Origin of the sequence: Aquirufa sp., assembly GCF_044377215.1 — a bacterium.
Lineage (GTDB): Bacteria > Bacteroidota > Bacteroidia > Cytophagales > Spirosomataceae > Aquirufa.
In genome coordinates, this window is sequence record NZ_JBILJM010000035.1 from 1 (window position 1) to 21,152 (window position 21,152).

Below are 21,152 nucleotides of genomic sequence, written 5' to 3' on the forward strand. Positions count from 1 at the left end.
ACGAACAGAAAGATCTAAATCAGCTAATGAAGTCTTCAATAGCTTGCGCATGTGAAGCATTTCTTCATCTACGACATTGTCTTCTTCTGCTTTCGGAGTTTCAAACGTCATTGTTTGATCAGAGAACAACATAAAGTGTTGGATCAAGATATAAGCAGCACCTTTCAATGCATCTTCCGGGTGAATAGAACCATCCGTTTCGATATCAAGAACTAATTTCTCGTAATCTGTTTTTTGCTCTACACGCGTATTTTCGATGCTGAACTTAACGTTCTTGATCGGGGTGTAGATTGAGTCGATTGCGATGTGACCAAAAGCAAGTTCGTTTGCACGAGGCTCATCAGCTGGCACGTAACCGCGACCTTTTTCAATGATTAATTCAATTTCCACTTCTTTCGAAGCATCTAAATGACAGATAACTAAATCTGGATTTAGAATAGTAAAATAAGGCGTGAATTTCGCGATATCACCGGCAGTAATGGCTGTTTGGCCTTTTACTCTCAATGTCACTTTATTCTCTAAAATCTCTTGCGCTTTCTTAAAGCGAACTTTTTTCAAGTTTAAGATGATTTCAGAAACATCTTCATGTACACCTTCGATGGCAGAAAACTCGTGTAAAACACCTGCGATCTTGACACTTGTAATCGCGTACCCTTCTAATGAAGAAAGTAGGATTCTACGAAGTGCGTTACCAATGGTAACACCGTAACCTTTCTCGAGAGGCTTGAACTCAAACAACCCGTGAAAGTCATCGGCTTTCTCCATCACAACTTTTTCGGGCATTTGGAATGCTAATATTGACATATTTCGTAGCTTAAAATGATACTGAAAAAACGTTTTTGGTACTATTATTTTTATCTAAAGAATCCCACGGATTATTTAGAGTACAACTCGACGATTGCTTGCTCGTTGAAGTTTTCTGTGATTTGATCTCTTTCTGGGTAAGCCAAAAATTTACCAACCATATCACTTTCAGACCACTCTAACCAGTTGTAACGTTTTGGAGAACGACCAGCTAATGAGATTGTCACAACTTCTAACGACTTCGATTTTTCACGAACTCCGATCAATTGACCTGCACGTAAAGAGTAAGATGGCACATTTACTACTTCACCGTCGACAATAATGTGTTTGTGAATAACTAATTGACGAGCCGCACGACGTGTAGGTGCAATACCCAAACGATAAACCGTGTTATCTAAACGTGCTTCACACAATTTCAAAAGGTTCTCACCTGTGATGCCCTCTTTAACAGCGGCTTTGTGGAATAGGTTTTCGAACTGACGCTCTAAAATACCATACGTGTATTTTACCTTTTGCTTCTCCTTCAATTGGATGGCATATTCAGAAACTTTTGAACGTTTCCCTTTACCATGCATTCCTGGAGCATAATTTTTACGAGCTAATGCTTTGCTCGGACCTAAAATTGGTTCGCCGAAACGACGCGCAATCTTGGATTTTGGACCTGTGTATCTAGCCATTTTGTTTTAAAAGTCATTGCACCTCTTATGTGCAGTGAAGTAATTAAATTGTGAATAAAAGCGGGGGAAAATAATTACTAATTACCCCTGCATAAAAATTATTAAACGCGACGACGTTTTGGAGGACGACATCCATTGTGAGGCATTGGCGTAATATCACGGATAAGTGATACTTCGATGCCCGAGTTTTGGATGGTACGGATAGCAGACTCACGTCCAGCACCCGGCCCTTTTACAAAAACCTCTGCTTTCTTCATTCCTGCTTCAACAGCTACCGCTGCGCAGTTAGATGCTGCCATCTGTGCTGCATAGGGCGTGTTTTTCTTAGACCCACGGAAACCCATCTTTCCTGCTGATGCCCAAGAGATCACCTGACCTGCTGAGTTTGTAATGGAGATAATGATGTTGTTAAAGGAAGCTTTGATGTGTACTTGACCAACTTGCTCAACTACAACAACCCGTTTCTTCGCTTTATCTTTTCTTTTTGCTTGTGCCATACTATTTGATAAATAAAATTGGGTATGAGGAATTTCCTCTACTTATTACTTAGTTACTTTTTTCTTATTAGCAACTGTTTTACGACGACCCTTACGAGTACGTGAGTTGTTTTTGGTGCGCTGGCCACGTACTGGAAGACCCTTACGGTGACGCAATCCACGGTAACAACCGATGTCCATCAAACGCTTGATGTTCAACTGAACTTCAGACTTAAGCTGACCTTCTGTTTTGAATTCAGCCGCGATGATCGCACGGATCGCATTCGCTTCCGTATCGTTCCACTCACCAGCTTTCTTGTCAACGGAAACCGCTGCCTTCGCTAAAATTTTCTGAGCAGTACTGCGACCTATACCAAAAATATAAGTCAATGCAATCTCTCCTCTTTTTTTGTCGGGAATATCAACCCCTGCAATACGAGCCATATAGGTAATTAATTGTTGTGATTAATCAATTTAGTTTGAATTATCCTTGTCTTTGTTTGAACTTAGGATTCTTCTTGTTAATAACGTAAAGCTTACCGTGACGACGAATCACCTTGCAGTCTGCACTACGCTTTTTAATAGATGCTTTAACTTTCATTTTATTTACATTTATGGGTTAAACCCTCTTTTTACTTATAACGATAAACAATTCTAGCTTTACTTAAATCATAGGGTGACATTTCCAACTTCACTTTATCTCCCGGCAGAATCTTAATGTAGTTCATCCGCATCTTGCCTGAAATGTGGGCAATCACTTGATGCGTATTCTCTAATTCTACCCGAAACATAGCGTTCGAAAGAGCTTCCAAAATAATTCCGTCTACTTCTATCGAAGATTGTTTGGCCATAATCCTTAATTTAAATGTTCAACAATACAGTTGATGTTTTTAATACTTCTTCAATGTAAGCAAACGTTGTTAGCGCTTTCGGTCCTTCCTTTGTCACGCCTACCGTATGCTCAAAATGGGCACTCGCTTTGCGATCAATTGTTCGAATCGTCCAGCCATCCTTATCCACTGAAATCTGCCGTTTCCCCAAATTGATCATCGGCTCGATCGCAATAACCATGCCTTCCTTCAATTTAGCTCCATCACCGCGGCGTCCATAATTAGGAACTTCCGGACTCTCATGTAGGCTTTTACCTACACCATGACCTACTAATTCCCGAACAACCCCGTAGCCTAATGCTTCCGTATACGACTGCACCGCACTACCAACATCACCGGTTCGCTTACCCACATGGGCTTGATTCAAACCCTGATACAAGGACTCTTTTGTCGCTTGCATTAATTTTTGTACCTCAGCAGCTACACTACCTATTCCATAGGTATAAGCGCTATCGGCATGAAATTTATCTTTGTACACCCCTGCATCAATCGAGATAATATCTCCGTCTTGCAAAGTCAAATCCCCTGGTAATCCGTGAACGACTACGTCATTCACTGAAATGCACAAGGAATATGCGTACTTTTTATCTCCTACTTGGTAATTTAAAAAGGAAGGATGTGCTCCGTTATCCTTAATAAATTGGTAAGCAATCTGATCTAATTCGAGCGTTGTAACTCCCGGCTTTATGGCTTTCGCTACTTCGGCATGACACTTTCCAAGAATTTCCCCATTCGCTTGAATGATGGCCATCTCTTCTAGCGTCTTTAAGTAAATCATCCTAACGAGTGATCACTTCAGAACGACCTTTTACACGTCCCGACTGCATTAAACCCTCATACTTACGCATCAACAAATAACTTTCTATTTGTTGCAATGTATCTAATACTACGCCCACTAAGATTAACAAAGATGTTCCACCAAAAAACGAAGCAAATCCACGCGTCACACCAAACAAGTTGGCAACCGCCGGAAGAATCGCAATAATCGATAACATCACAGCACCTGGCAACGTAATACGATCCAAGATGCTCGCAATAAAACCAGCTGTTTCTTCACCTGGCTTAACACCTGGTACGAAACCGCCACCACGCTTCATATCGTCTGAAATTTGTGTTGGGTTAATCGAGATTGCTGTATAGAAAAATGTAAATACAATAATCAAGAAAGCAAACAACACATTGTACTGCCACGTAGTAAAGTCGCCAAACGACTGCGCTACTGAGGAAGCAAATTCAGATTTATCAGCAAAAGATTGAGCTACTAAACCTGGTATAAACATTAATGCTTGAGCAAAGATGATTGGCATAACACCTGACGCGTTTAACTTCAAAGGAATGTATTGGCGCTCTCCACCTACGGCCATTTTACTGCCAACTACCTGCTTTGCGTATTGAACTGGAATACGTCGAACAGCTTGTGTGACCATGATAGCACCCATCACAATAAAGAATAGGGCAATTATTTCAATAATAAACAATAAGGCTCCAGACATACCACGAGATCCCGCTTCTTGTAAAATAGATGCTGGAAACCGCGAAACGATACCGATCATAATCAACATGGAGATACCGTTACCGATACCCTTGTCGGTGATTTTCTCACCCAACCACATACAAAACATCGTACCACCAACTAAAATCGCAACTCCATAAAGACGGAAGAACCAAGGATCTACCAAGATAGCCTCAGCAGGAATGGTTACTTGCAGGTAGGTAAAACCTTGCGCCGCAGTGACAAAAATGGTTAGAATTCGGGTAATTTGGTTCAATTTCTTGCGACCAGACTCACCGTCTTTTTGCATTTTTTGGAAATACGGAAGGGCAATCGTCAATAACTGAATCGCAATGGAAGCTGAGATGTACGGCATGATACCTAGCGCGAATACAGATGCATTGCTTAAGGCTCCACCGGAGAACATGTTCAACAAGCCAAATAGACCGCCGTCACCTGGTTGAGAAAGCTTCGTTGCGTCTACACCAGGTAGAACGATATAAGAACCTAAACGAAAGAAGGCGATAAAAAGTAACGTATTTAAAATACGGCCTCTTAATTCCTCAATCGAGAAGATATGCTTGAAAGTTGTTATTAACTTGTTCATTCGATTAGAATAGGGGATTAACCAACAATTGCTTTACCGCCAGCAGCTTCAATAGCAGCTTTAGCGGCACCCGAGAAACCTTTTACTGTAACCTCTAATGCAGAAGTAACAGCTCCACGACTAAGGATTTTCACTAAGTCAGACTTAGATACTAAACCGTTGCTGTAAAGTGTTTCAAATGTGATTACGTTCGAACCAATTGCATCAGCTAATATTTGTAACGTATCTAAGTTGATTGCTTTGTATTCTACACGGTTGATATTCTTAAAACCGAATTTAGGAACACGGCGTTGGATAGGCATTTGACCTCCTTCAAAACCACGCTTGCGTGAATAACCTGAACGAGACTGAGCTCCTTTGTGTCCACGAGCAGAAGTTCCACCTAAACCGGAACCTTGACCACGACCTACTCTTTTTCTTACTTTAACTGAGCCTTCAGCGGGCTTTAATGACGATAATTTCATTGTAATTGGGGCTTAACGCTGCCATTTCTGGCAACTCGCGTGTTAATTAAATATTTTCTACTACGATTAGGTGACCTACCGCACGAATCATTCCGGCAATAGCTGGATTTAATTCATGTTCTACGGACTGACGGATTTTACCTAATCCCAACGCTTGAATCGTACGTTTCTGTACTTCTGGGCGCTTTATAGCACTTTTTACTTGAGTAATTTTAACTTTAGACATCGGTTGTTCTATTAGTGAGGCACAAGGCGCTCTGATTATCCATTAAATACTTTTGCTAACGAAATGCCTCGTTGGAACGCTACCGTATGTGGCGCACGCATTTTCACTAACGCATCGATTGTTGCCTTTACCACGTTGTGGGGATTTGATGAGCCTTTAGATTTTGCAAGGACATCATGGATGCCAGCAGATTCTAACACGGCGCGCATCGCACCACCGGCAATCAATCCTGTACCCGGAGCAGCTGGCTTGATCAAAACGAAACCACCTGAAAATTTACCTAGTTGCTCATGAGGAACTGTTTTTTTCAATAAAGGAATTTGGAACAAATTCTTCTTCGCATCTTCGATCCCTTTTGTGATCGCGTCAGTAACTTCATTTGCTTTTCCTAAACCGTATCCAACGACACCGTTCCCATCTCCTACTACCACGATGGCAGAGAAACTAAAACGACGACCACCTTTTACTACTTTAGCAACACGGTTGATGGCTACTACCTTCTCCTTCAACTCACCTTCGTTAACCTTTACAGGTTTTGCTTGTAATTGCGACATATCTTATTAAAATTGTAAGCCACCCTCGCGAGCGCCTTCAGCTAATGATTTAATTCTTCCGTGATATAAATAACCGTTACGATCGAAAACTACTTTCGTAACACCAGCAGCTGAAGCCGCTTTTGCGATTGCTAAACCTACTGTTTTAGCAGCTTCGATGTTATTGTTTACTTTATCCTTCTTGTAAGAAGTTGCTGAAAACAATGTTTTTCCAGCTAAATCGTCCACTAATTGTGCATAAACTGCCGTATTAGAACGATATACTGTCAAGCGCGGACGCTCAGCTGAACCAGCTATTTTAGCACGTATCGCACGTTTGATGCGGGTTCTACGTAAATTTTTTGTTGTTGCCATTGTTGTTAACTTGTTTGTGTGGATTTCCGGCCCACGCTTACTATTTATTTCTTACCGCCTGCTTTACCAGCTTTACGACGAACTTGCTCTCCTAAGAAACGAACACCCTTACCTTTGTAAGGCTCGACAGGGCGAAGTGACTTAATTTTGGCAGCTACCTGCCCGATCAATTGCTTATCGATACCTTCTAAAGAAACCATTGGGCTTTTACCTTTTTCCATCGCAGTAACAACCTTGATTTCACTAGGGATAGACATGAAAATAGCGTGAGAATATCCCAAGCTTAATTCCAAAATATTTCCTTGATTCGCGGCTTTGTAACCAACACCGATAATCTCCAAATCTTTCTTATAACCTTCACTTACACCTACAACCATGTTGTTGATCAATGAACGGTATAAACCGTGCATCGCTTTGTGACGCTTTTGCTCAGTTGGACGAGCTACAGTCAACACACCATCCTCAATGTTAACGATAATATCCTGATCAATTTGCTGCGACAAAGTCCCCTTTGGGCCTTTCACAGTCACTAAATTACCCGCGCTAATATCTACAGTAACTCCTGCAGGTAACGTGATAATCTTTTTTCCAATTCTAGACATAAAAATATGATTTGCTTAAATTACGAGTTGCCCCCTTTCAGCGTGAAACAATTAATATACGTAACAAAGTACCTCTCCACCTACGTGAAGTGTACGAGCCTCCTTATCTGTAATTACTCCTTTTGAAGTAGATAAGATGGCGATACCAAGACCATTCAATACACGTGGCAACTCCTCAGCGCCATTGTACTTACGAAGACCTGGTTTAGAAATACGTGTCAAATTAACGATAGCAGGTTGCTTCGTTACTGAGTTGTACTTTAAAGCTATCTTGATTGTTCCTTGAACGGAAGAATCATCGAACTTATAGTTTGAAATGTATCCCTTATCAAAAAGCACCTTCGTGATTTCCTTTTTAATATTGGAAGCAGGAATTTCAACTACCCTATGGCGTGCCTTCAAGGCATTTCTCAATCGGGTTAAATAATCTGCTATTGGATCTGTCATTGCTTTTAAATTTGCCGCATGCCGTTAAAATGGCCTGCAAAATTACAAAAATGAATTTAATTAATCAAATTTTAGTTTACCAGCTGGATTTTGTAACCCCTGGAATTAAACCGTTGGACGCCATTTCGCGGAACGTTACCCGGCTAATGCCGAACTTACGCATGTATCCACGAGGACGACCAGTTAATTTGCAACGGTTGTGTAAACGCACTGGAGAAGCATTTTTAGGTAATTTATCTAATCCTACATAATCTCCAGCTGCTTTCAAAGCTGCACGCTTAACTGCATACTTTGCTACAGTTGCTTCGCGTTTTCTTTCTCTTGCTTTTACTGACTCTTTAGCCATTTTGTAAAAATTTTAAAGGTGTTATTAAAGCCTAAAGGCCACTTATTTTTTGATATTTGAAAAAGGCATTCCAATCGCAGCTAATAAAGCATACGCTTCTTCATCCGTAGGAGCAGTCGTCACAAACGTGATATCCATACCAGAGATTTTTGAAACTTTATCAATTGAAATTTCAGGGAAAATAATTTGTTCCTTTACGCCTAAGGTATAATTACCACGGCCATCGAAACCTTTCTCTGATACTCCTTTGAAATCACGTACACGAGCTAAAGAAACCGTAGTCAAACGATCTAAAAACTCATACATACGATCTCCGCGTAACGTTACTTTCACGCCAATTGGCATATTCTCACGCAACTTAAAGTTTGAGATCGCTTTCTTAGAAATCGTAGCAACTGCTCTTTGACCAGCAATTTGAGTAATTTCTTCTACTGCAACGTCAACTAATTTTTTGTCGGATACTGCTGCTCCAACACCCTTGTTGATTACAATCTTAGTAATCTTAGGTACTTGCATAACTGATTTGTATTCGAACTTAGTTTTTAAGCCTGGTACAACCTCCTTCAGATAACGCTCTTTTAATCTAGGTACTGCCATTTTCTTATATTTTGTGGATTTCCGACCCACGTTTTACATTCAATATTATGCGATAAACTTACCTGTTGCCTTAGAGTAACGTTGTAATTTACCTTTCTCATTTAACTTACGACCCGTGCGAACAGCCTTTCCATTCTCTACAACCATTAGGTTTGAGATGTGGATTGATCCCTCACGCTTTTCGATACCACCTTGTGGATTACTTGCTGAAGGTTTTACGTGTTTCGTTTGCAGGTTAGCACCTTCTACGATAGCACGCGATTTTTCTGTGATTACTTCTTTGATGACGCCAGTTTTACCTTTAGCGTTACCAGCGATAACCATCACAGTATCACCTTTCTTGATGTGCAATTTTGTTTGCTTGATAATTTTCTTTTCCATTGTATGATTCTTTCTATTGGCTGCCCAATATGTCATCTATCTTATAAAACTTCTGGGGCTAGGGAAACAATTTTCATAAATCCTGCTTCACGTAACTCACGCGCAACTGGCCCGAAAATACGCGTTCCTCTTGGCTCATCATTTGCGTTCAATAACACAGCTGCGTTATCTTCGAAACGAATATAAGTACCATCCTTACGACGAATTTCTTTTTTGGTGCGCACTACTACTGCGCGAGAAACCGTACCTTTTTTCATACTAGATGATGAAAGTGCTGATTTAACAGAAACGACAATTTTATCGCCTATCGAAGCATATCTTTTACCGGTACCGCCTAATACGCGAATCACTAAAACTTCTTTTGCTCCAGAATTATCCGCTACACCCAATCTTGATTCCTGCTGTAACATTATCTTTGATCTTTAAAATTAAAATTTGATTAACAAGTAGTCTTATTTCGCTTTTGCGATAATTTCAACTAATCTCCAACGCTTATTTTTAGAAAGAGGACGCGTTTCCATCACTTTCACTGTATCACCGATACCACAATCGTTATTTTCATCATGTGCCATCAATTTTGTAGTCTTCTGTACGAATTTTCCGTACAATGGGTGTTTTACCTTACGGTCAACAGTTAACGTGATTGATTTATCCATCTTATCACTAACTACTTTCCCAATCCTTACCTTTCTTAGATTTCTCTGTTCCATCGTTGGTTTGTTACTTGTTAAACAATTGACCATGAGCTATATTTTGACACGGTCTATTAAAAATTAATTAATCTTAAGCGTTAATTGCTTTGGTTAGAGCAGTCTCTAATTTGGCAATCAATTTCCGGTTTTCACGAATACGCATTGGGTTCTCGATCGGTGAAATAGCGTGAGCTAATTTCAAACGAGTCAAGTTCTCTTGCTCTGCCGTAATGGCTTTTTTCAATTCGTCTACTCCTAATTTGTTTATTTCTGCGTTTTTCATAACAATGCTATTTGGATGTTTAAACCTCCAGGTTTAAAACCTATTCTGAATAATCTCTACGTACAACAAATTTCGTACGCATCGGCAATTTTTGTGCAGCTAAACGTAACGCTTCCTGCGCTAACGCCAACGGTACACCCGCCGATTCAAACAAAATAGTTCCTGGACGAACGTTCGCTACCCAATACTCAGGAGCTCCCTTTCCTTTACCCATACGAACCTCTGCAGGTTTTTTTGTAATCACTTTATCTGGGAAAATTCGAATCCAAACCTGGCCCTCACGCTTCATAGCACGAGTTACCGAAATACGAGCTGCTTCAATTTGACGTGCAGTAATACGTCCCGGCTCTAATGATTTAATAGCGAATGATCCAAAATCAATTTCGTGACCACGGGTAGCAACACCTCTTACACGGCCTTTCTGTGACTTACGAAATTTCGTTCTTTTTGGTTGTAACATCTTCTTAAAAGTCTAATATCTATTTCTAAATTAATTTTAGGCAATTAGCGTTTCCCGCCACGACCACGGTTAGCCGCTCCTGGACCACCTGCTTTGTTACGATCTCCACCTTGATCACCATCTGGACGACGTCCGCGACCACCACGGTCACCTGGACGACCACCACGGTCACCTGGACGAGAATCTGCTGCTGTAGACTGTAAACCCATGTTCGCGTTTGGCGACAAATCTGGCTTACCGAAAACCTCACCACGGAAAACCCATACCTTGATACCGATCTTTCCGTAAACAGTTAACGCTTCTGAGATCGCATAGTCAACATCCGCACGAAGCGTATGAAGAGGAATACGTCCCTCCTTATATCCCTCAGAACGTGCCATTTCAGCACCCCCTAAACGACCTGATAATTTCAATTTAATTCCTTGAGCTCCCACACGCATCGCTGACGCGATAGCCTGCTTCATGGCACGACGGAAAGAAATACGAGCTTGTAACTGTTGAGCAATTGCCTCACCGATCAACTTCGCATCGATTTCTGGACGCTTAATCTCAAAGATGTTAATTTGAACATCCTTGCCTGTGATTGCTTTTAACTCTTCCTTTACTTTGTCTACTTCAGCACCTTGCTTACCGATAACCACACCAGCACGAGCTGTGTTGATTGTCAACGTAATGCGCTTTAAAGTACGCTCAATAATAACTTTTGAGATAGATCCTTTTGGAATACGAGCGGCAACGTACTTTCTGATTTTCTCGTCTTCGACAAGCTTATCAGCGAAAGTCTTTCCTCCGTACCAATTAGAATCCCAACCTCTCACGATACCTAATCTTAATCCAATAGGGTTAATTTTTTGTCCCATTTCTTGTTTTATCTAATAGTCTATTATTCTGCTGTAGTTTCTGCCAAAATAGGAGCTTCCGAAGATGCAACTACAATGGTAATGTGATTCGAACGCTTCAAGATGCGGTGACCTCTTCCTTGCGGAGCAGGACGTAAACGCTTGATTGAAGATCCTCCATCAACGAATATCGTTTTGATGAATAAATCTGACTCCTCAATTTTAGCATCCACATGCTTGTTTTGCCAGTTAGAAACGGCTGAGAGCAATAATTTCTCGATAGCCTGCGCACCAACCTTGGGCTCAAATTTTAAGATACCCAACGCTTTGGATACTTTCTGTCCACGAACCATGTCTGCGACAATACGCATCTTTTGAGGCGACGTAGGAACATTTCTTAATTTAGCAATTGCTTCCATTTTCAATATTGATTACAAGACCTGACGGCCTTTTTATTATCTTTTACCTTTGTCTTTTTTCGCAATGTGACCACGGAAATTACGCGTTGGTGAAAACTCACCCAACTTGTGACCAACCATGTTCTCAGTTACATAAACCGGAATAAATTTATTCCCATTGTGAACCGCGAATGTGTGACCAACGAAATCCGGAGAAATCATTGAACGTCTTGACCAAGTTTTGATTACTGACTTCTTGCCAGAATCATTCATAACTTGAACCTTGTTATCAAGGCGGTAATCAATGTAAGGACCTTTTTTTAGTGAACGTGCCATCTACTATTTTTTTCTTCTACTGATGATAAGACGATTAGTGTGTTTTTTTGGATTACGAGTTTTCTTACCCTTAGCCAATAAACCGGTACGAGAACGAGGGTGACCTCCTGATGAACGACCCTCACCACCACCCATCGGGTGATCAACTGGGTTCATTACAACACCACGAACACGTGGACGACGACCTAACCAACGATGACGACCTGCTTTACCTAGGTTAACGTTCATGTGATCCGAGTTAGATACAGTTCCAATTGTCGCAAGACAACGAGCCAATACCATACGCATCTCACCTGAAGGCAACTTCAATGTTGCATATTTTCCATCACGCGCTAACAACTGAGCATACGTACCAGCCGAACGAACCATTTCAGCTCCTTTACCTGGTTGCAACTCAATCGCATGAACTAATGTACCCAAAGGGATATTTGCCAAAGGCAATGTGTTACCTACTTCCGGAGCCACTGACTCACCCGAGATAACTGTTTGGCCTACTTGAATTCCTGCAGGAGCTAAGATATACGTCTTAACACCATCTGTATATTCGATCAAAGCGATACGTGACGTACGATTTGGATCATACTCAACTGTCAAAACAGTTGCAGGTACATCAAACTTTTGACGCGCAAAATCAATCACACGGTAACGACGCTTGTGACCACCACCGATGTAACGCATCGAGCGACGACCATCTGCATTACGTCCACCGGTACGCTTGATAGGCTCCAAAAGGGGCTTATACGGCTTGTCCGTAGTAATCTCCTCGAACGTCGGCGCAATGCGATGACGCTGTCCTGGAGTAGTTGGTTTAATTTTTTTAATTGCTGCCATTTAATTAGTTCAATTTATCGGGATGAACCCCCTTACTTATTTTTATTAAATTCCTTGGTAGAAGTCAATTACTTCTCCTGCTGCTACTGTAACGATTGCCTTCTTAATAGTAGACGTCCGCCCTGAAGTAACTTTACTACGTGTACTCTTGGATTTAACTTTTCCAATTTGACGCATCGTTTGTACATCTTGTACATCGACACCGTACATTTTCTTAACCTCCTTGGCAATTTCAATCTTGTTCGCAGTCAATTCAACCACAAACACGTATTTGCCTTTCTCTTGCATGGCTTGCGACTTTTCAGTCAAGGCCGGACGTTTAATAATGCCCATTGTTTATTTCGTTTAAACAGAACCGAAGTCCCGCAAATTATTTACTAAATGTTGACTCAATTTTCTGGATCGCATCCACCGTAATTAACAATTTCGATGCGTTAACCAAATCATATGTATTCACATCAGCCGCGTTTGAAACTTTAGCCTTTGGAACATTACGACCAGACAATACTACATTCTTGTCCACGTCATTCATGATCAATAATGATTTTGTATTATCCAAAGAAAGAGCTTTCAACATAGCTAAGTATGCCTTGGTTTTTGGTGCATCAAATGCAATTGTATCCAAAATCGCGATATCACCTGACTGAGCCTTAGCTGCTAACGCAGATTGACGTGCCAATGACTTCACTTTCTTATTCAATTTAAAATGGTAATCACGTGGACGTGGACCGAAGATACGACCACCACCTTTCATCAAAGGAGATTTCATCGAACCCGCACGCGCACCACCCGTACCTTTTTGTTTCTTAATCTTACGCGTCGAACGCGAAACTTCTGCACGCTCCTTAGCTTTGTGAGTTCCTTGACGTTGGTTAGCTAAATACTGCTTCACATCTAAGTAAACCACATGCTCGTTTGGAACAATTCCAAAGACCTCATCAGAAAGGGTTACTTTCTTTCCGGTATCTTTTCCTGCGATGTTATATACTGATAATTCCATACTTCAGAATGTCTATAGGCTATGCCCGAATTTTAATTTTCAATGATTACGTATGAGTTCTTAGCTCCAGGAACTGACCCAGAAACAACTAATAAGTTCTTATCTGAATACACTTTCAAAACTTGTAAGTTTTGAACCTTTACACGATTACCTCCTGTACGACCCGCCATACGCAAACCTTTGAATACACGAGATGGGAATGAACAAGCTCCAATAGAACCTGGGTGACGCCCACGATTATGCTGACCGTGAGTTTGACCACCCACACCGGCAAATCCGTGACGCTTTACTACCCCTTGGAAACCTTTACCCTTTGAAGTACCTACAACGTCTACGTAAGTATCCACTTCTAACATATCAACAGTTAAAACATCCCCTAATGCTAAAGGCTGCTCAAACGTGCGAAATTCAACAAGTTTCTTCTTTGGAGTTGTGTTTGCTTTTTTGAAGTGACCCAACAATGATTTTGTTGTGTGCTTATCCTTCTTCTCACCATAACCGATTTGAACGGCGTTATAGCCTTCTTTCTCAACGGTCTTCACCTGCGTAACCACGCAAGGTCCGGCTTCAATCAGCGTACATGCAACGGATCTACCGTCTTCCATGTATAGGCTGGTCATTCCGATTTTTTTACCAATAATTCCAGACATAGTATTTTTTTATAATTAAAAAATATGCTTACAAGGCTATCTAGGCTTGTTGTAAGACTTTTATTCAAAATCGTTTCGCAACGATCTAAGAATCACATTAAATAAAAAGCAGAATTGGTAAAAGGCGACAAGATGACACCACTGTGGATAACAGTGAAAAACACCTTGTGTAGCTTAATATTTAATTCATGGGCTGGGCATTCAGCGTTCATAAATCAATACCAGTTCTAACACAAAAATCGAGCTTATCTCAATTTTAGACCTGTTTCGACACGTATTTCTATGTTTTAAATAAATTCGAGAAGTTCTGCCAACCTCTTTCGGAATTGAAAACTACGTTTGTCGAACGGGAGTGCAAAGGTACAGAAAAAAATAACACGTGCAATAGGTTGTGTAAAAATATTTTGAAAATCAAGGAATTAGGGCGGAGTGGCTAGTTATCAGTAGCTAGTAATGAGTAGTTAGTCCGAAGTCCGGAGGGGGTGAGTCCGGAGTCAGAAGGGAAAAAAAGGACAAAGTGTATTTGCTTTTAACTATGAGTTAGTAGTCAGTGGTCAGTAGTCAGTCCGAAGGAAAAATAAGAACAAAGTTTATTTGCTTTTAACTATGAGTTAGTAGTCAGTGGTCAGTAGTCAGTGGCTAGTGACTGAGTAATGACTGGCTTCTCCTCCGGACTCACTCCCTCCGGACTAACTACTGACTACTGACTACTGATCACTATCCCCTCCGGACTCCGGACTAGTGACTGACGACTAGCGACTGACGACTACCTTAAAATTGCATTTTTCTCATTTTCATGCCTTAAAATTGAACTTATTTTAGTATTTTTGACCCTTACTTGCTGAAAATCAGGTAGTTTATATTTATTTCCAAAGAAAAAAAATCATTATGTCAAGTTTATCCACTCAAACAGGAGTATTGCACGGAGATGCGGTGCAGGAATTATTCGAGATCGCAAAAAAAAACCAGTTTGCTCTTCCAGCTGTAAACGTTACAGGGACAAATACGGTGAATGCCGTTTTAGAAGCTGCTAAAGCTGTCAACTCGCCCGTAATCATTCAATTCTCAAATGGTGGCGGTATTTTCTATGCTGGGAAAACCCTTTCAAATGAAAACCAAGCCGCAGCCATCGCCGGTTCAATCGCAGGTGCATACCACGTTCACCACATGGCCAAAGCCTACGGTGTTCAAGTTGTCCTACACACCGACCACTGCGCAAAGAAACTTTTACCTTGGATAGACGGTCTTTTGGATGCTGGCGAAAAATACTTTGCAGAAACTGGCCAACCGCTATTTTCTTCGCACATGATCGACTTATCAGAGGAGCCTTTGGAAGAAAACTTAGAAATCTGTGCCAAATACTTAGCGCGCATGTCTAAAATGGGCATGACACTCGAAATTGAATTAGGCGTAACAGGTGGCGAAGAAGACGGCGTGGATAACTCGGACGTTGACTCATCTAAATTATATACCCAACCAGAAGAGGTGGCTTATGCATATGAAGTATTATCCAAAATCTCTCCCCGTTTCACCATCGCTGCAGCATTCGGTAACGTACACGGAGTTTACAAGCCAGGTAACGTCAAATTACAACCTGTCATTTTAAAGAACTCGCAAGAATTCATTAAAGAGAAATATAGTTTGGCAGCTGAGAAACCCATCAACTTTGTATTCCACGGTGGTTCGGGTTCTTCTCGCGAAGAAATCCGCGAAGCGCTTTCTTATGGCGCCATCAAAATGAATATCGATACAGACACCCAATGGGCTCTTTGGGAAGGCATCCTAAACTTCTACAAGGCAAATGAGGGTTTCTTGCAAGGACAAATCGGTAACCCAACAGGCAGCGACGTGCCAAACAAGAAATATTACGATCCGCGTGTGTGGTTACGCAAGGGCGAAGAAACGCTAGTCACTCGATTAAAGACCGCTTTCGAAGACTTGAACGCCACGAACGCAAATCAATACTTATAATCTTTCGAGATTTTTGAATTAATAAGGGGGGGGGCTGCTGCGCAGCCCCCCCCTTACCTTTGCCAATCCTCCAAGGTTTGGCAAAGGTATAGATTTTAAGATTTTTTCAATCTTCATCCCCAGACAAAAAAGAACGAATATCAACTTCTTGATTATCCTTCATATGAAATTGGGTAAACTCACGAAGACTCCCAAACCATTCCAATACAAACTTCCTGTCAACAATAGAATCGCTGGGTTTAACAATGTACTTATACGAACTCCAATCCCATGTTCTAAAATCAGTGCATAACTTATTCTTTTCCGGATTCGTATGAATGTAATGAATCAAATAAGTCAAATAATAATTATCTCCAACAAGCACCCGCTTGAATGGCCCTTCAAACAAGGACCCCGTCCGCACATGATTCTTATTAAAAGCTAACGCATACGTTCGAAAAAAGATCTTAAACTGTTCGGCAATCAACTCGTGCTCAGTCCGTCCCATAAGCTGCTCAGGACTAAAATAGCGGACACGAACTAAAAAATGATAATGATTCGCATTAAGGCTATAAGAAACTACATCCAAATACCCATCAAGGTATTTTTTCCAAAGCCGCATGAAATAATGATAATTCGAGCGCGACTTAAACATCAACTTGCGATCAATGGCCCGATTATAAATATGATAAAAATTACCCGATTGAAAACGAGTCAAATAATGAGCTAATTGCGACATAGTGGTTAGATTTTTCATTAAATCTAACCACATTTATTCGCCCCTAATAGCCTAAATCTAAAGTTATCAACTTCTTGATATTCTAAGTTCAAACGTTGAAAATCACACCTTTCCACCCTACCTTTGCCAAACCTTGGAGGATTGGCAAAGGTAAGGAGCTACTTCCGAAATATCACCCCCTTCGTCAGCTCATTTAACACCCGAATCTTCTCCTGAAAATCCCCCTTCAACGTCTTCCGAACAGCCTCCATCCCCTCAAGCCCCTCCTGAATCTCCTCCGGAATCACATCCTCCAAAAACGCCCGTATCCGCTTCGCTAAAGTAGGCGACTTACCATTTGTAGAAATCGCAATCTTCAAATCCCCCTTCTGCACAATCGACCCCAAATAAAAATCACATAAGTCCGGCGTATCCGCAACGTTGCACAGTAAATGACGCTCCGCGCACACCTCTTTTATTTCCTCATGCAACGAACGATTATCCGTCGCACAAATCACCAAATCCCGGCCATCCAAATCCGCCAACTCAAATCCCCGCTCAAACAGCACAACCTGTGGATAACCCTTCAAAAATTCCAACGTCTCCGCCCGAAACATCGGTGCCACCATCGTCACCCGAGCAGCAGGCGAATTGCGCAACAATGCAGACGCCTTCTCAAGCGCCACATTTCCGCCCCCCACGACCAGCGTGTTCAAACGGTCCAACTTTAAAAATATGGGAAAAAGCTCATTCATGGGCTTATTTTTTACCGGCCAACTGCCCGCAAGCAGCGTCTATATCTTTGCCGCGCGACCGGCGGACATTCACAATCATCTTCTTACTCTCCAAAAAAGCCGTAAACCTCGCTAACGCATCCGCCTCCGCATTCACAAAATCTGCCTCTTTAATCGGATTATACTCAATAATATTGATCTTACACGGCAAACGACGCGCAAATTCATACAACTCCCGCGCATCCTCAACCGAATCATTAAACTTATTAAACATGATGTACTCCAACGTAATCTCATTCTCCGTCTTCTCATAAAAATACCGCAACGCCTCCGCCAAAGCCTCCAAGGTATTCGACTCGTTAATCGGCATAATGCGATTTCGCTTCTCATCATTCGCCGCATGCAACGATAAGGCCAAATTGAACTTCACCTGATCATCACCCAACTTCTTAATCATCTTAGCAATCCCCGCCGTCGAAACCGTAATCCGCCGCGACGCCATACCCAAACCCTCCGGCGACGTAATCATCTCCACCGACTTCAGCACATTGGCATAATTCAATAAAGGCTCCCCCATCCCCATATACACAATATTTGTCAAAGGAATTCCATATTTCTCCTGCGCCTGATCCCGAATCAACACCACCTGATCATAAATCTCAAATGCCTCCAAATTCCGCTTCCGATCCATATACCCCGTCGCACAAAAACTGCACGTCAACGAACATCCCACCTGCGACGAAACGCAAGCCGTCATCCGCTCACGCGTCGGAATCAAAACACCCTCAATTAAATGATCATCATACAAGGCGAAACTCGACTTAATCGTGCGATCCGTACTCACCTGCATCTCAGCAGTCGTCACACACTGTAAATCAAAGTTGGCCGCCAACCACTCGCGCGTCAACTTTGGAATATTCCCCATCGCATCAAACGAGCGCGCCGACTTCTTCCAAATCCACTCATATACTTGTTTGGCACGAAACGCAGGCTCCCCATGCTGAACCATTTCCTGCTTCAGCATCTCCAAACTCAAATTCCGTATCGCCCGCTTCTCTAATACCATCTTATTTTTTCAATAATTCACCCACCTTCGCCGAAATTGCCTTGCCATCCGCTAAACCAGCCAACTGCTTCGACGCAACACCCATCACCTTACCCATATCCGCCGGACTAGTCGCACCCACAGACGCAATAATCTCCGCAATACGCGTCGTCAATTCTGAATCTGACAATTGCTTGGGCAAAAACTCCTCAATAATCGTCAACTCCGCTTGCTCCTTCTCCGCTAAATCAGGACGATTTTGAGCCACATAAACCTCCAACGAATCCTTCCGCTGCTTCGCAGCCTTCATCAAAATCTTCATCTCCGCATCCGCCGAAATACCCCCATCAGAAGACCCTGAAGTTTCCTCCAATAAAATCATCGATTTAATCGCACGTAACGCACGTAAACGATCTGCATCTTTTGCACGCATCGCATCTTTGATGCCCGCCTCAATTGTTTCTTTTAAAGCCATGTTATTGATTAATGTGAGCCAAAACTCCGTCTATAAATTCCCGATGATTACTCAAACGAGGTACCTTGTGCTGACCACCCAACTTCCCGCGACTCCGCATCCAGCTGTAAAATGTGCCCTGAGGCGCCACCTGAATTAGCGGAGGACCCAAAACTAAATCATACGAACGCTTCGCATCATAATCCGAATTGTTCTCCCGCAAGCTCTGATCCAACACAGCCGCAAAGGTACACAAATCTTTCGGTGCTTTCGAAAATTCAACCACCCATTCATGACTCCCCCGTTTCCCCCCATCCATATACACCGGCGCCGCCGTATAATCCTTCATCTCAGCTCCCGTTTCCCGACACGCCATTGCCACCGCCCGCTCCGCATTCTCAATAATCAACTCCTCCCCAAAAGCATTTATAAAATGCTTCGTCCGACCCGAAATCTTCACGCGAAAAGGACTCAAGGACGTAAAGCGAACCGTATCCCCAATCTTATACCGCCACAAACCCGAATTCGTCGTAATCACCACTGCATAATTAACCCCCAATTCCACCTGCTCCAACGGAATAATCGAATCCATCTCCTCTCCCGTTTCCCCCATCGGAATAAACTCATAAAAAATCCCGTAATCCAGCATCAGCAACATCTCATCCGGCTTATTTAAATCATCCTGAATGCCAAAGAACCCCTCCGACGCATTGTAAATTTCCAAAAATCTAACCTCCGACGACGGAAAGATATGCGACTGAAACAAATCACGATATGGACCAAATGCCACCGCCCCATGAACCAAAAACTCAAAATTAGGCCAAACCTCCAATATCGACCGCTTCCCCGTAATCTCTAAAATCTTCTCAATCAACACCAACGTCCACGTAGGTACCCCCAAAATACTCGTCACATTCTCTTGAGACGTCTCCAAAGCCATCTTCTCAATTTTCTGATCCCAATCCCCCATCAACGCCACATCCAATGACGGCGTCCGAATCATCTGCGCCCATATAGGCAAATTCTTCATCACAACCGCCGATACATCCCCCATCAACATCTGAGAATTCATCGAGTCCGTTGACAAACTCCCCCCAATCGACAAGCCCTTCCCCTCAAAAATCTTCGTATCCGGCTTATTATGAATCAATAGCGAAATCATATCCTTTCCGCCCATCATGTGACACTGCTCAAGCGCCTCCTTTGAAACGGGAATAAACTTACTCCGTGCATTCGTCGTCCCCGACGACTTCGAAAACCAAGAAATCGGCGAATTCCATAAAACCTGCTGCTCTCCCTGCATCATCCGCTCAATATACGGCACCATCTCCTCGTAGGTGGAAATGGGCACACGCCTACGAAACGTTTCGTAGGACGTAAAATCATCATAACCATACTTCCGACCCCATTCCGTATCTCTCCCAGCCTCAATCAGTTGCGTCAATCCATCATACTGTAATTCCAAAGGACGCGTATATATCTCCTCTATCCGCGGCATGCGCCGCTTCATAAACCACAACAAAGTCTCATTAAATAAGGACATCTACGGGAGTTTTGGCGAACGATTTGGGTAATCAGTAATCAAACCATCAACCCCCAAATCAATCATTTTTTGAATATCCTCACGCACATTCACCGTCCACGGAATCACCTGCATATTATTCGCATGACTAAACGCAATCCGCGCCCCATCCAATTGCTTGTAACTTGAACTGTAAATCGCCGGCGTAAATCCCAATTCCTTTAGCACAAACGAAGGTGGTTCATTGTCAACTAAGGCCGATAAACTGACACGCCCCCAAACATTATGCCAATATTTCAACACCTGAAAATCAGAACTCTGCA

35 protein-coding genes are annotated in these 21,152 nt (G+C 42.2%); 1 reads left to right on the plus strand and 34 read right to left on the minus strand.

All coding sequences use genetic code 11. The annotated features are described in order from the left end of the window. From ACIQ6T_RS09630 to rplC, 28 genes are all read right to left on the minus strand, one after another. A partial coding sequence (locus ACIQ6T_RS09630) for a DNA-directed RNA polymerase subunit alpha (protein WP_395785837.1) occupies positions 1 to 804 on the minus strand: 804 nt, incomplete at its 3' end. Between the two features lie 71 nt (positions 805 to 875). Beyond that, a complete protein-coding gene (gene rpsD / locus ACIQ6T_RS09635) occupies positions 876 to 1,481 on the minus strand; it encodes a 30S ribosomal protein S4 (protein ID WP_395785838.1) in 606 nt (201 codons plus the stop codon). A 101-nt stretch (positions 1,482 to 1,582) separates the two neighbouring features. Further along, positions 1,583 to 1,978, minus strand: a complete 396-nt coding sequence (rpsK, locus tag ACIQ6T_RS09640) for a 30S ribosomal protein S11 (RefSeq protein ID WP_315574872.1) — start codon at positions 1,976 to 1,978, stop codon at positions 1,583 to 1,585. Between the two features lie 45 nt (positions 1,979 to 2,023). Continuing rightward, positions 2,024 to 2,401 (minus strand): 30S ribosomal protein S13, encoded by a 378-nt coding sequence (rpsM, locus tag ACIQ6T_RS09645; protein ID WP_377983496.1) that lies wholly within the window; start codon positions 2,399 to 2,401, stop codon positions 2,024 to 2,026. Positions 2,402 to 2,441: 40 nt separating this feature from the next. Continuing rightward, the gene (gene ykgO / locus ACIQ6T_RS09650; protein WP_130895424.1) at positions 2,442 to 2,558 is read right to left on the minus strand and encodes a type B 50S ribosomal protein L36; all 117 of its coding nucleotides are present in this window, start codon (positions 2,556 to 2,558) and stop codon (positions 2,442 to 2,444) included. Between the two features lie 31 nt (positions 2,559 to 2,589). Then, on the minus strand, positions 2,590 to 2,808 hold the full coding sequence (gene infA, locus ACIQ6T_RS09655; RefSeq protein WP_092013982.1) for a translation initiation factor IF-1: 219 nt from the start codon (positions 2,806 to 2,808) through the stop codon (positions 2,590 to 2,592). A gap of 10 nt (positions 2,809 to 2,818) precedes the next feature. Further along, positions 2,819 to 3,625 (minus strand): type I methionyl aminopeptidase, encoded by an 807-nt coding sequence (map, locus tag ACIQ6T_RS09660; RefSeq protein WP_395785842.1) that lies wholly within the window; start codon positions 3,623 to 3,625, stop codon positions 2,819 to 2,821. Between the two features lies 1 nt (position 3,626). Continuing rightward, positions 3,627 to 4,946: a preprotein translocase subunit SecY gene (gene secY, locus ACIQ6T_RS09665; RefSeq protein WP_395785844.1), complete on the minus strand. Its 1,320-nt coding sequence runs from the start codon at positions 4,944 to 4,946 to the stop codon at positions 3,627 to 3,629. 17 nt (positions 4,947 to 4,963) lie between these two features. Then, the gene (gene rplO, locus ACIQ6T_RS09670) at positions 4,964 to 5,410 is read right to left on the minus strand and encodes a 50S ribosomal protein L15 (protein WP_395785846.1); all 447 of its coding nucleotides are present in this window, start codon (positions 5,408 to 5,410) and stop codon (positions 4,964 to 4,966) included. Positions 5,411 to 5,456: 46 nt separating this feature from the next. Then, entirely contained in the window at positions 5,457 to 5,636 is a 180-nt protein-coding gene (gene rpmD / locus ACIQ6T_RS09675; RefSeq protein ID WP_377983492.1) for a 50S ribosomal protein L30, read from the minus strand. Positions 5,637 to 5,671: 35 nt separating this feature from the next. Beyond that, positions 5,672 to 6,190 (minus strand): 30S ribosomal protein S5, encoded by a 519-nt coding sequence (rpsE, locus tag ACIQ6T_RS09680; protein WP_395785849.1) that lies wholly within the window; start codon positions 6,188 to 6,190, stop codon positions 5,672 to 5,674. Between the two features lie 6 nt (positions 6,191 to 6,196). Beyond that, positions 6,197 to 6,544, minus strand: a complete 348-nt coding sequence (gene rplR / locus ACIQ6T_RS09685) for a 50S ribosomal protein L18 (protein WP_395785851.1) — start codon at positions 6,542 to 6,544, stop codon at positions 6,197 to 6,199. Between the two features lie 44 nt (positions 6,545 to 6,588). Next, positions 6,589 to 7,146: a 50S ribosomal protein L6 gene (gene rplF / locus ACIQ6T_RS09690; protein WP_395785853.1), complete on the minus strand. Its 558-nt coding sequence runs from the start codon at positions 7,144 to 7,146 to the stop codon at positions 6,589 to 6,591. Between the two features lie 51 nt (positions 7,147 to 7,197). Beyond that, positions 7,198 to 7,593 carry a 30S ribosomal protein S8 gene (rpsH, locus tag ACIQ6T_RS09695; protein WP_130895432.1) on the minus strand — a complete coding sequence of 132 codons (396 nt, stop codon included), beginning with the start codon at positions 7,591 to 7,593 and terminating at the stop codon, positions 7,198 to 7,200. A 76-nt stretch (positions 7,594 to 7,669) separates the two neighbouring features. Beyond that, positions 7,670 to 7,939, minus strand: coding sequence for a 30S ribosomal protein S14 (gene rpsN, locus ACIQ6T_RS09700; protein ID WP_377983488.1), 270 nt, complete (start codon positions 7,937 to 7,939; stop codon positions 7,670 to 7,672). Between the two features lie 42 nt (positions 7,940 to 7,981). After that, positions 7,982 to 8,536 carry a 50S ribosomal protein L5 gene (gene rplE / locus ACIQ6T_RS09705; RefSeq protein WP_395785855.1) on the minus strand — a complete coding sequence of 185 codons (555 nt, stop codon included), beginning with the start codon at positions 8,534 to 8,536 and terminating at the stop codon, positions 7,982 to 7,984. A 45-nt stretch (positions 8,537 to 8,581) separates the two neighbouring features. After that, complete coding sequence (gene rplX, locus ACIQ6T_RS09710; RefSeq protein WP_377974648.1) at positions 8,582 to 8,917, minus strand: 50S ribosomal protein L24; 336 nt, start codon at positions 8,915 to 8,917, stop codon at positions 8,582 to 8,584. 41 nt (positions 8,918 to 8,958) lie between these two features. Continuing rightward, complete coding sequence (gene rplN, locus ACIQ6T_RS09715; protein ID WP_377983485.1) at positions 8,959 to 9,327, minus strand: 50S ribosomal protein L14; 369 nt, start codon at positions 9,325 to 9,327, stop codon at positions 8,959 to 8,961. Between the two features lie 42 nt (positions 9,328 to 9,369). Beyond that, the gene (rpsQ, locus tag ACIQ6T_RS09720) at positions 9,370 to 9,627 is read right to left on the minus strand and encodes a 30S ribosomal protein S17 (protein WP_315574841.1); all 258 of its coding nucleotides are present in this window, start codon (positions 9,625 to 9,627) and stop codon (positions 9,370 to 9,372) included. A gap of 73 nt (positions 9,628 to 9,700) precedes the next feature. Continuing rightward, complete coding sequence (gene rpmC / locus ACIQ6T_RS09725) at positions 9,701 to 9,892, minus strand: 50S ribosomal protein L29 (protein WP_395785858.1); 192 nt, start codon at positions 9,890 to 9,892, stop codon at positions 9,701 to 9,703. 40 nt (positions 9,893 to 9,932) lie between these two features. Further along, positions 9,933 to 10,352 carry a 50S ribosomal protein L16 gene (rplP, locus tag ACIQ6T_RS09730; RefSeq protein WP_377983482.1) on the minus strand — a complete coding sequence of 140 codons (420 nt, stop codon included), beginning with the start codon at positions 10,350 to 10,352 and terminating at the stop codon, positions 9,933 to 9,935. A 44-nt stretch (positions 10,353 to 10,396) separates the two neighbouring features. Continuing rightward, complete coding sequence (gene rpsC, locus ACIQ6T_RS09735; protein ID WP_395785860.1) at positions 10,397 to 11,212, minus strand: 30S ribosomal protein S3; 816 nt, start codon at positions 11,210 to 11,212, stop codon at positions 10,397 to 10,399. Positions 11,213 to 11,235: 23 nt separating this feature from the next. After that, entirely contained in the window at positions 11,236 to 11,610 is a 375-nt protein-coding gene (gene rplV / locus ACIQ6T_RS09740; RefSeq protein WP_395785862.1) for a 50S ribosomal protein L22, read from the minus strand. Between the two features lie 36 nt (positions 11,611 to 11,646). After that, positions 11,647 to 11,925 carry a 30S ribosomal protein S19 gene (rpsS, locus tag ACIQ6T_RS09745; protein WP_377983479.1) on the minus strand — a complete coding sequence of 93 codons (279 nt, stop codon included), beginning with the start codon at positions 11,923 to 11,925 and terminating at the stop codon, positions 11,647 to 11,649. Between the two features lie 3 nt (positions 11,926 to 11,928). After that, a complete protein-coding gene (gene rplB, locus ACIQ6T_RS09750; protein WP_395785865.1) occupies positions 11,929 to 12,756 on the minus strand; it encodes a 50S ribosomal protein L2 in 828 nt (275 codons plus the stop codon). Positions 12,757 to 12,801: 45 nt separating this feature from the next. After that, complete coding sequence (gene rplW / locus ACIQ6T_RS09755) at positions 12,802 to 13,089, minus strand: 50S ribosomal protein L23 (protein ID WP_395785867.1); 288 nt, start codon at positions 13,087 to 13,089, stop codon at positions 12,802 to 12,804. Positions 13,090 to 13,126: 37 nt separating this feature from the next. Beyond that, positions 13,127 to 13,756, minus strand: a complete 630-nt coding sequence (gene rplD / locus ACIQ6T_RS09760; protein ID WP_395785869.1) for a 50S ribosomal protein L4 — start codon at positions 13,754 to 13,756, stop codon at positions 13,127 to 13,129. A gap of 32 nt (positions 13,757 to 13,788) precedes the next feature. Further along, a complete protein-coding gene (gene rplC / locus ACIQ6T_RS09765; protein WP_395785871.1) occupies positions 13,789 to 14,406 on the minus strand; it encodes a 50S ribosomal protein L3 in 618 nt (205 codons plus the stop codon). A gap of 888 nt (positions 14,407 to 15,294) precedes the next feature. Here rplC and fbaA point away from each other — a divergent pair. Next, a complete protein-coding gene (fbaA, locus tag ACIQ6T_RS09770; RefSeq protein WP_395785873.1) occupies positions 15,295 to 16,377 on the plus strand; it encodes a class II fructose-bisphosphate aldolase in 1,083 nt (360 codons plus the stop codon). Between the two features lie 106 nt (positions 16,378 to 16,483). Here fbaA and ACIQ6T_RS09775 read toward each other — a convergent pair whose 3' ends face one another. The 6 genes from ACIQ6T_RS09775 to ACIQ6T_RS09800 all read right to left on the minus strand — a co-directional run. Beyond that, positions 16,484 to 17,095 carry a transposase gene (locus ACIQ6T_RS09775; RefSeq protein ID WP_395785875.1) on the minus strand — a complete coding sequence of 204 codons (612 nt, stop codon included), beginning with the start codon at positions 17,093 to 17,095 and terminating at the stop codon, positions 16,484 to 16,486. A gap of 158 nt (positions 17,096 to 17,253) precedes the next feature. After that, positions 17,254 to 17,829 carry a bifunctional precorrin-2 dehydrogenase/sirohydrochlorin ferrochelatase gene (locus tag ACIQ6T_RS09780; protein WP_395785877.1) on the minus strand — a complete coding sequence of 192 codons (576 nt, stop codon included), beginning with the start codon at positions 17,827 to 17,829 and terminating at the stop codon, positions 17,254 to 17,256. A 4-nt stretch (positions 17,830 to 17,833) separates the two neighbouring features. Continuing rightward, the gene (gene rlmN / locus ACIQ6T_RS09785; RefSeq protein ID WP_395785879.1) at positions 17,834 to 18,874 is read right to left on the minus strand and encodes a 23S rRNA (adenine(2503)-C(2))-methyltransferase RlmN; all 1,041 of its coding nucleotides are present in this window, start codon (positions 18,872 to 18,874) and stop codon (positions 17,834 to 17,836) included. A gap of 1 nt (position 18,875) precedes the next feature. Continuing rightward, complete coding sequence (locus ACIQ6T_RS09790; protein ID WP_395785881.1) at positions 18,876 to 19,328, minus strand: GatB/YqeY domain-containing protein; 453 nt, start codon at positions 19,326 to 19,328, stop codon at positions 18,876 to 18,878. A 1-nt stretch (position 19,329) separates the two neighbouring features. Next, the gene (locus ACIQ6T_RS09795; protein WP_395785883.1) at positions 19,330 to 20,850 is read right to left on the minus strand and encodes a GH3 auxin-responsive promoter family protein; all 1,521 of its coding nucleotides are present in this window, start codon (positions 20,848 to 20,850) and stop codon (positions 19,330 to 19,332) included. Next, positions 20,851 to 21,152, minus strand: a 302-nt coding sequence (locus ACIQ6T_RS09800; RefSeq protein ID WP_395785885.1) for a glycerophosphodiester phosphodiesterase, incomplete at its 5' end; no start/stop codon positions are given. It abuts the gene before it with no gap.

Bases quoted from the DNA above. Each gene is read 5' to 3' on its own strand.
- rpsD (WP_395785838.1), bottom strand. From the start codon at position 1,481: ATGGCTAGATACACAGGTCCAAAATCCAAGATTGCGCGTCGTTTCGGC.
- rpsK (WP_315574872.1), bottom strand. From the start codon at position 1,978: ATGGCACAAGCAAAAAGAAAAGATAAAGCGAAGAAACGGGTTGTTGTA.
- rpsM (WP_377983496.1), bottom strand. From the start codon at position 2,401: ATGGCTCGTATTGCAGGGGTTGATATTCCCGACAAAAAAAGAGGAGAG.
- ykgO (WP_130895424.1), bottom strand. From the start codon at position 2,558: ATGAAAGTTAAAGCATCTATTAAAAAGCGTAGTGCAGACTGCAAGGTG.
- infA (WP_092013982.1), bottom strand. From the start codon at position 2,808: ATGGCCAAACAATCTTCGATAGAAGTAGACGGAATTATTTTGGAAGCT.
- map (WP_395785842.1), bottom strand. From the start codon at position 3,625: ATGATTTACTTAAAGACGCTAGAAGAGATGGCCATCATTCAAGCGAAT.
- secY (WP_395785844.1), bottom strand. From the start codon at position 4,946: ATGAACAAGTTAATAACAACTTTCAAGCATATCTTCTCGATTGAGGAA.
- rplO (WP_395785846.1), bottom strand. From the start codon at position 5,410: ATGAAATTATCGTCATTAAAGCCCGCTGAAGGCTCAGTTAAAGTAAGA.
- rpmD (WP_377983492.1), bottom strand. From the start codon at position 5,636: ATGTCTAAAGTTAAAATTACTCAAGTAAAAAGTGCTATAAAGCGCCCA.
- rpsE (WP_395785849.1), bottom strand. From the start codon at position 6,190: ATGTCGCAATTACAAGCAAAACCTGTAAAGGTTAACGAAGGTGAGTTG.
- rplR (WP_395785851.1), bottom strand. From the start codon at position 6,544: ATGGCAACAACAAAAAATTTACGTAGAACCCGCATCAAACGTGCGATA.
- rplF (WP_395785853.1), bottom strand. From the start codon at position 7,146: ATGTCTAGAATTGGAAAAAAGATTATCACGTTACCTGCAGGAGTTACT.
- rpsH (WP_130895432.1), bottom strand. From the start codon at position 7,593: ATGACAGATCCAATAGCAGATTATTTAACCCGATTGAGAAATGCCTTG.
- rpsN (WP_377983488.1), bottom strand. From the start codon at position 7,939: ATGGCTAAAGAGTCAGTAAAAGCAAGAGAAAGAAAACGCGAAGCAACT.
- rplE (WP_395785855.1), bottom strand. From the start codon at position 8,536: ATGGCAGTACCTAGATTAAAAGAGCGTTATCTGAAGGAGGTTGTACCA.
- rplX (WP_377974648.1), bottom strand. From the start codon at position 8,917: ATGGAAAAGAAAATTATCAAGCAAACAAAATTGCACATCAAGAAAGGT.
- rplN (WP_377983485.1), bottom strand. From the start codon at position 9,327: ATGTTACAGCAGGAATCAAGATTGGGTGTAGCGGATAATTCTGGAGCA.
- rpsQ (WP_315574841.1), bottom strand. From the start codon at position 9,627: ATGGAACAGAGAAATCTAAGAAAGGTAAGGATTGGGAAAGTAGTTAGT.
- rpmC (WP_395785858.1), bottom strand. From the start codon at position 9,892: ATGAAAAACGCAGAAATAAACAAATTAGGAGTAGACGAATTGAAAAAA.
- rplP (WP_377983482.1), bottom strand. From the start codon at position 10,352: ATGTTACAACCAAAAAGAACGAAATTTCGTAAGTCACAGAAAGGCCGT.
- rpsC (WP_395785860.1), bottom strand. From the start codon at position 11,212: ATGGGACAAAAAATTAACCCTATTGGATTAAGATTAGGTATCGTGAGA.
- rplV (WP_395785862.1), bottom strand. From the start codon at position 11,610: ATGGAAGCAATTGCTAAATTAAGAAATGTTCCTACGTCGCCTCAAAAG.
- rpsS (WP_377983479.1), bottom strand. From the start codon at position 11,925: ATGGCACGTTCACTAAAAAAAGGTCCTTACATTGATTACCGCCTTGAT.
- rplB (WP_395785865.1), bottom strand. From the start codon at position 12,756: ATGGCAGCAATTAAAAAAATTAAACCAACTACTCCAGGACAGCGTCAT.
- rplW (WP_395785867.1), bottom strand. From the start codon at position 13,089: ATGGGCATTATTAAACGTCCGGCCTTGACTGAAAAGTCGCAAGCCATG.
- rplD (WP_395785869.1), bottom strand. From the start codon at position 13,756: ATGGAATTATCAGTATATAACATCGCAGGAAAAGATACCGGAAAGAAA.
- rplC (WP_395785871.1), bottom strand. From the start codon at position 14,406: ATGTCTGGAATTATTGGTAAAAAAATCGGAATGACCAGCCTATACATG.
- fbaA (WP_395785873.1), top strand. From the start codon at position 15,295: ATGTCAAGTTTATCCACTCAAACAGGAGTATTGCACGGAGATGCGGTG.
- ACIQ6T_RS09775 (WP_395785875.1), bottom strand. From the start codon at position 17,095: ATGTCGCAATTAGCTCATTATTTGACTCGTTTTCAATCGGGTAATTTT.
- ACIQ6T_RS09780 (WP_395785877.1), bottom strand. From the start codon at position 17,829: ATGAATGAGCTTTTTCCCATATTTTTAAAGTTGGACCGTTTGAACACG.
- rlmN (WP_395785879.1), bottom strand. From the start codon at position 18,874: ATGGTATTAGAGAAGCGGGCGATACGGAATTTGAGTTTGGAGATGCTG.
- ACIQ6T_RS09790 (WP_395785881.1), bottom strand. From the start codon at position 19,328: ATGGCTTTAAAAGAAACAATTGAGGCGGGCATCAAAGATGCGATGCGT.
- ACIQ6T_RS09795 (WP_395785883.1), bottom strand. From the start codon at position 20,850: ATGTCCTTATTTAATGAGACTTTGTTGTGGTTTATGAAGCGGCGCATG.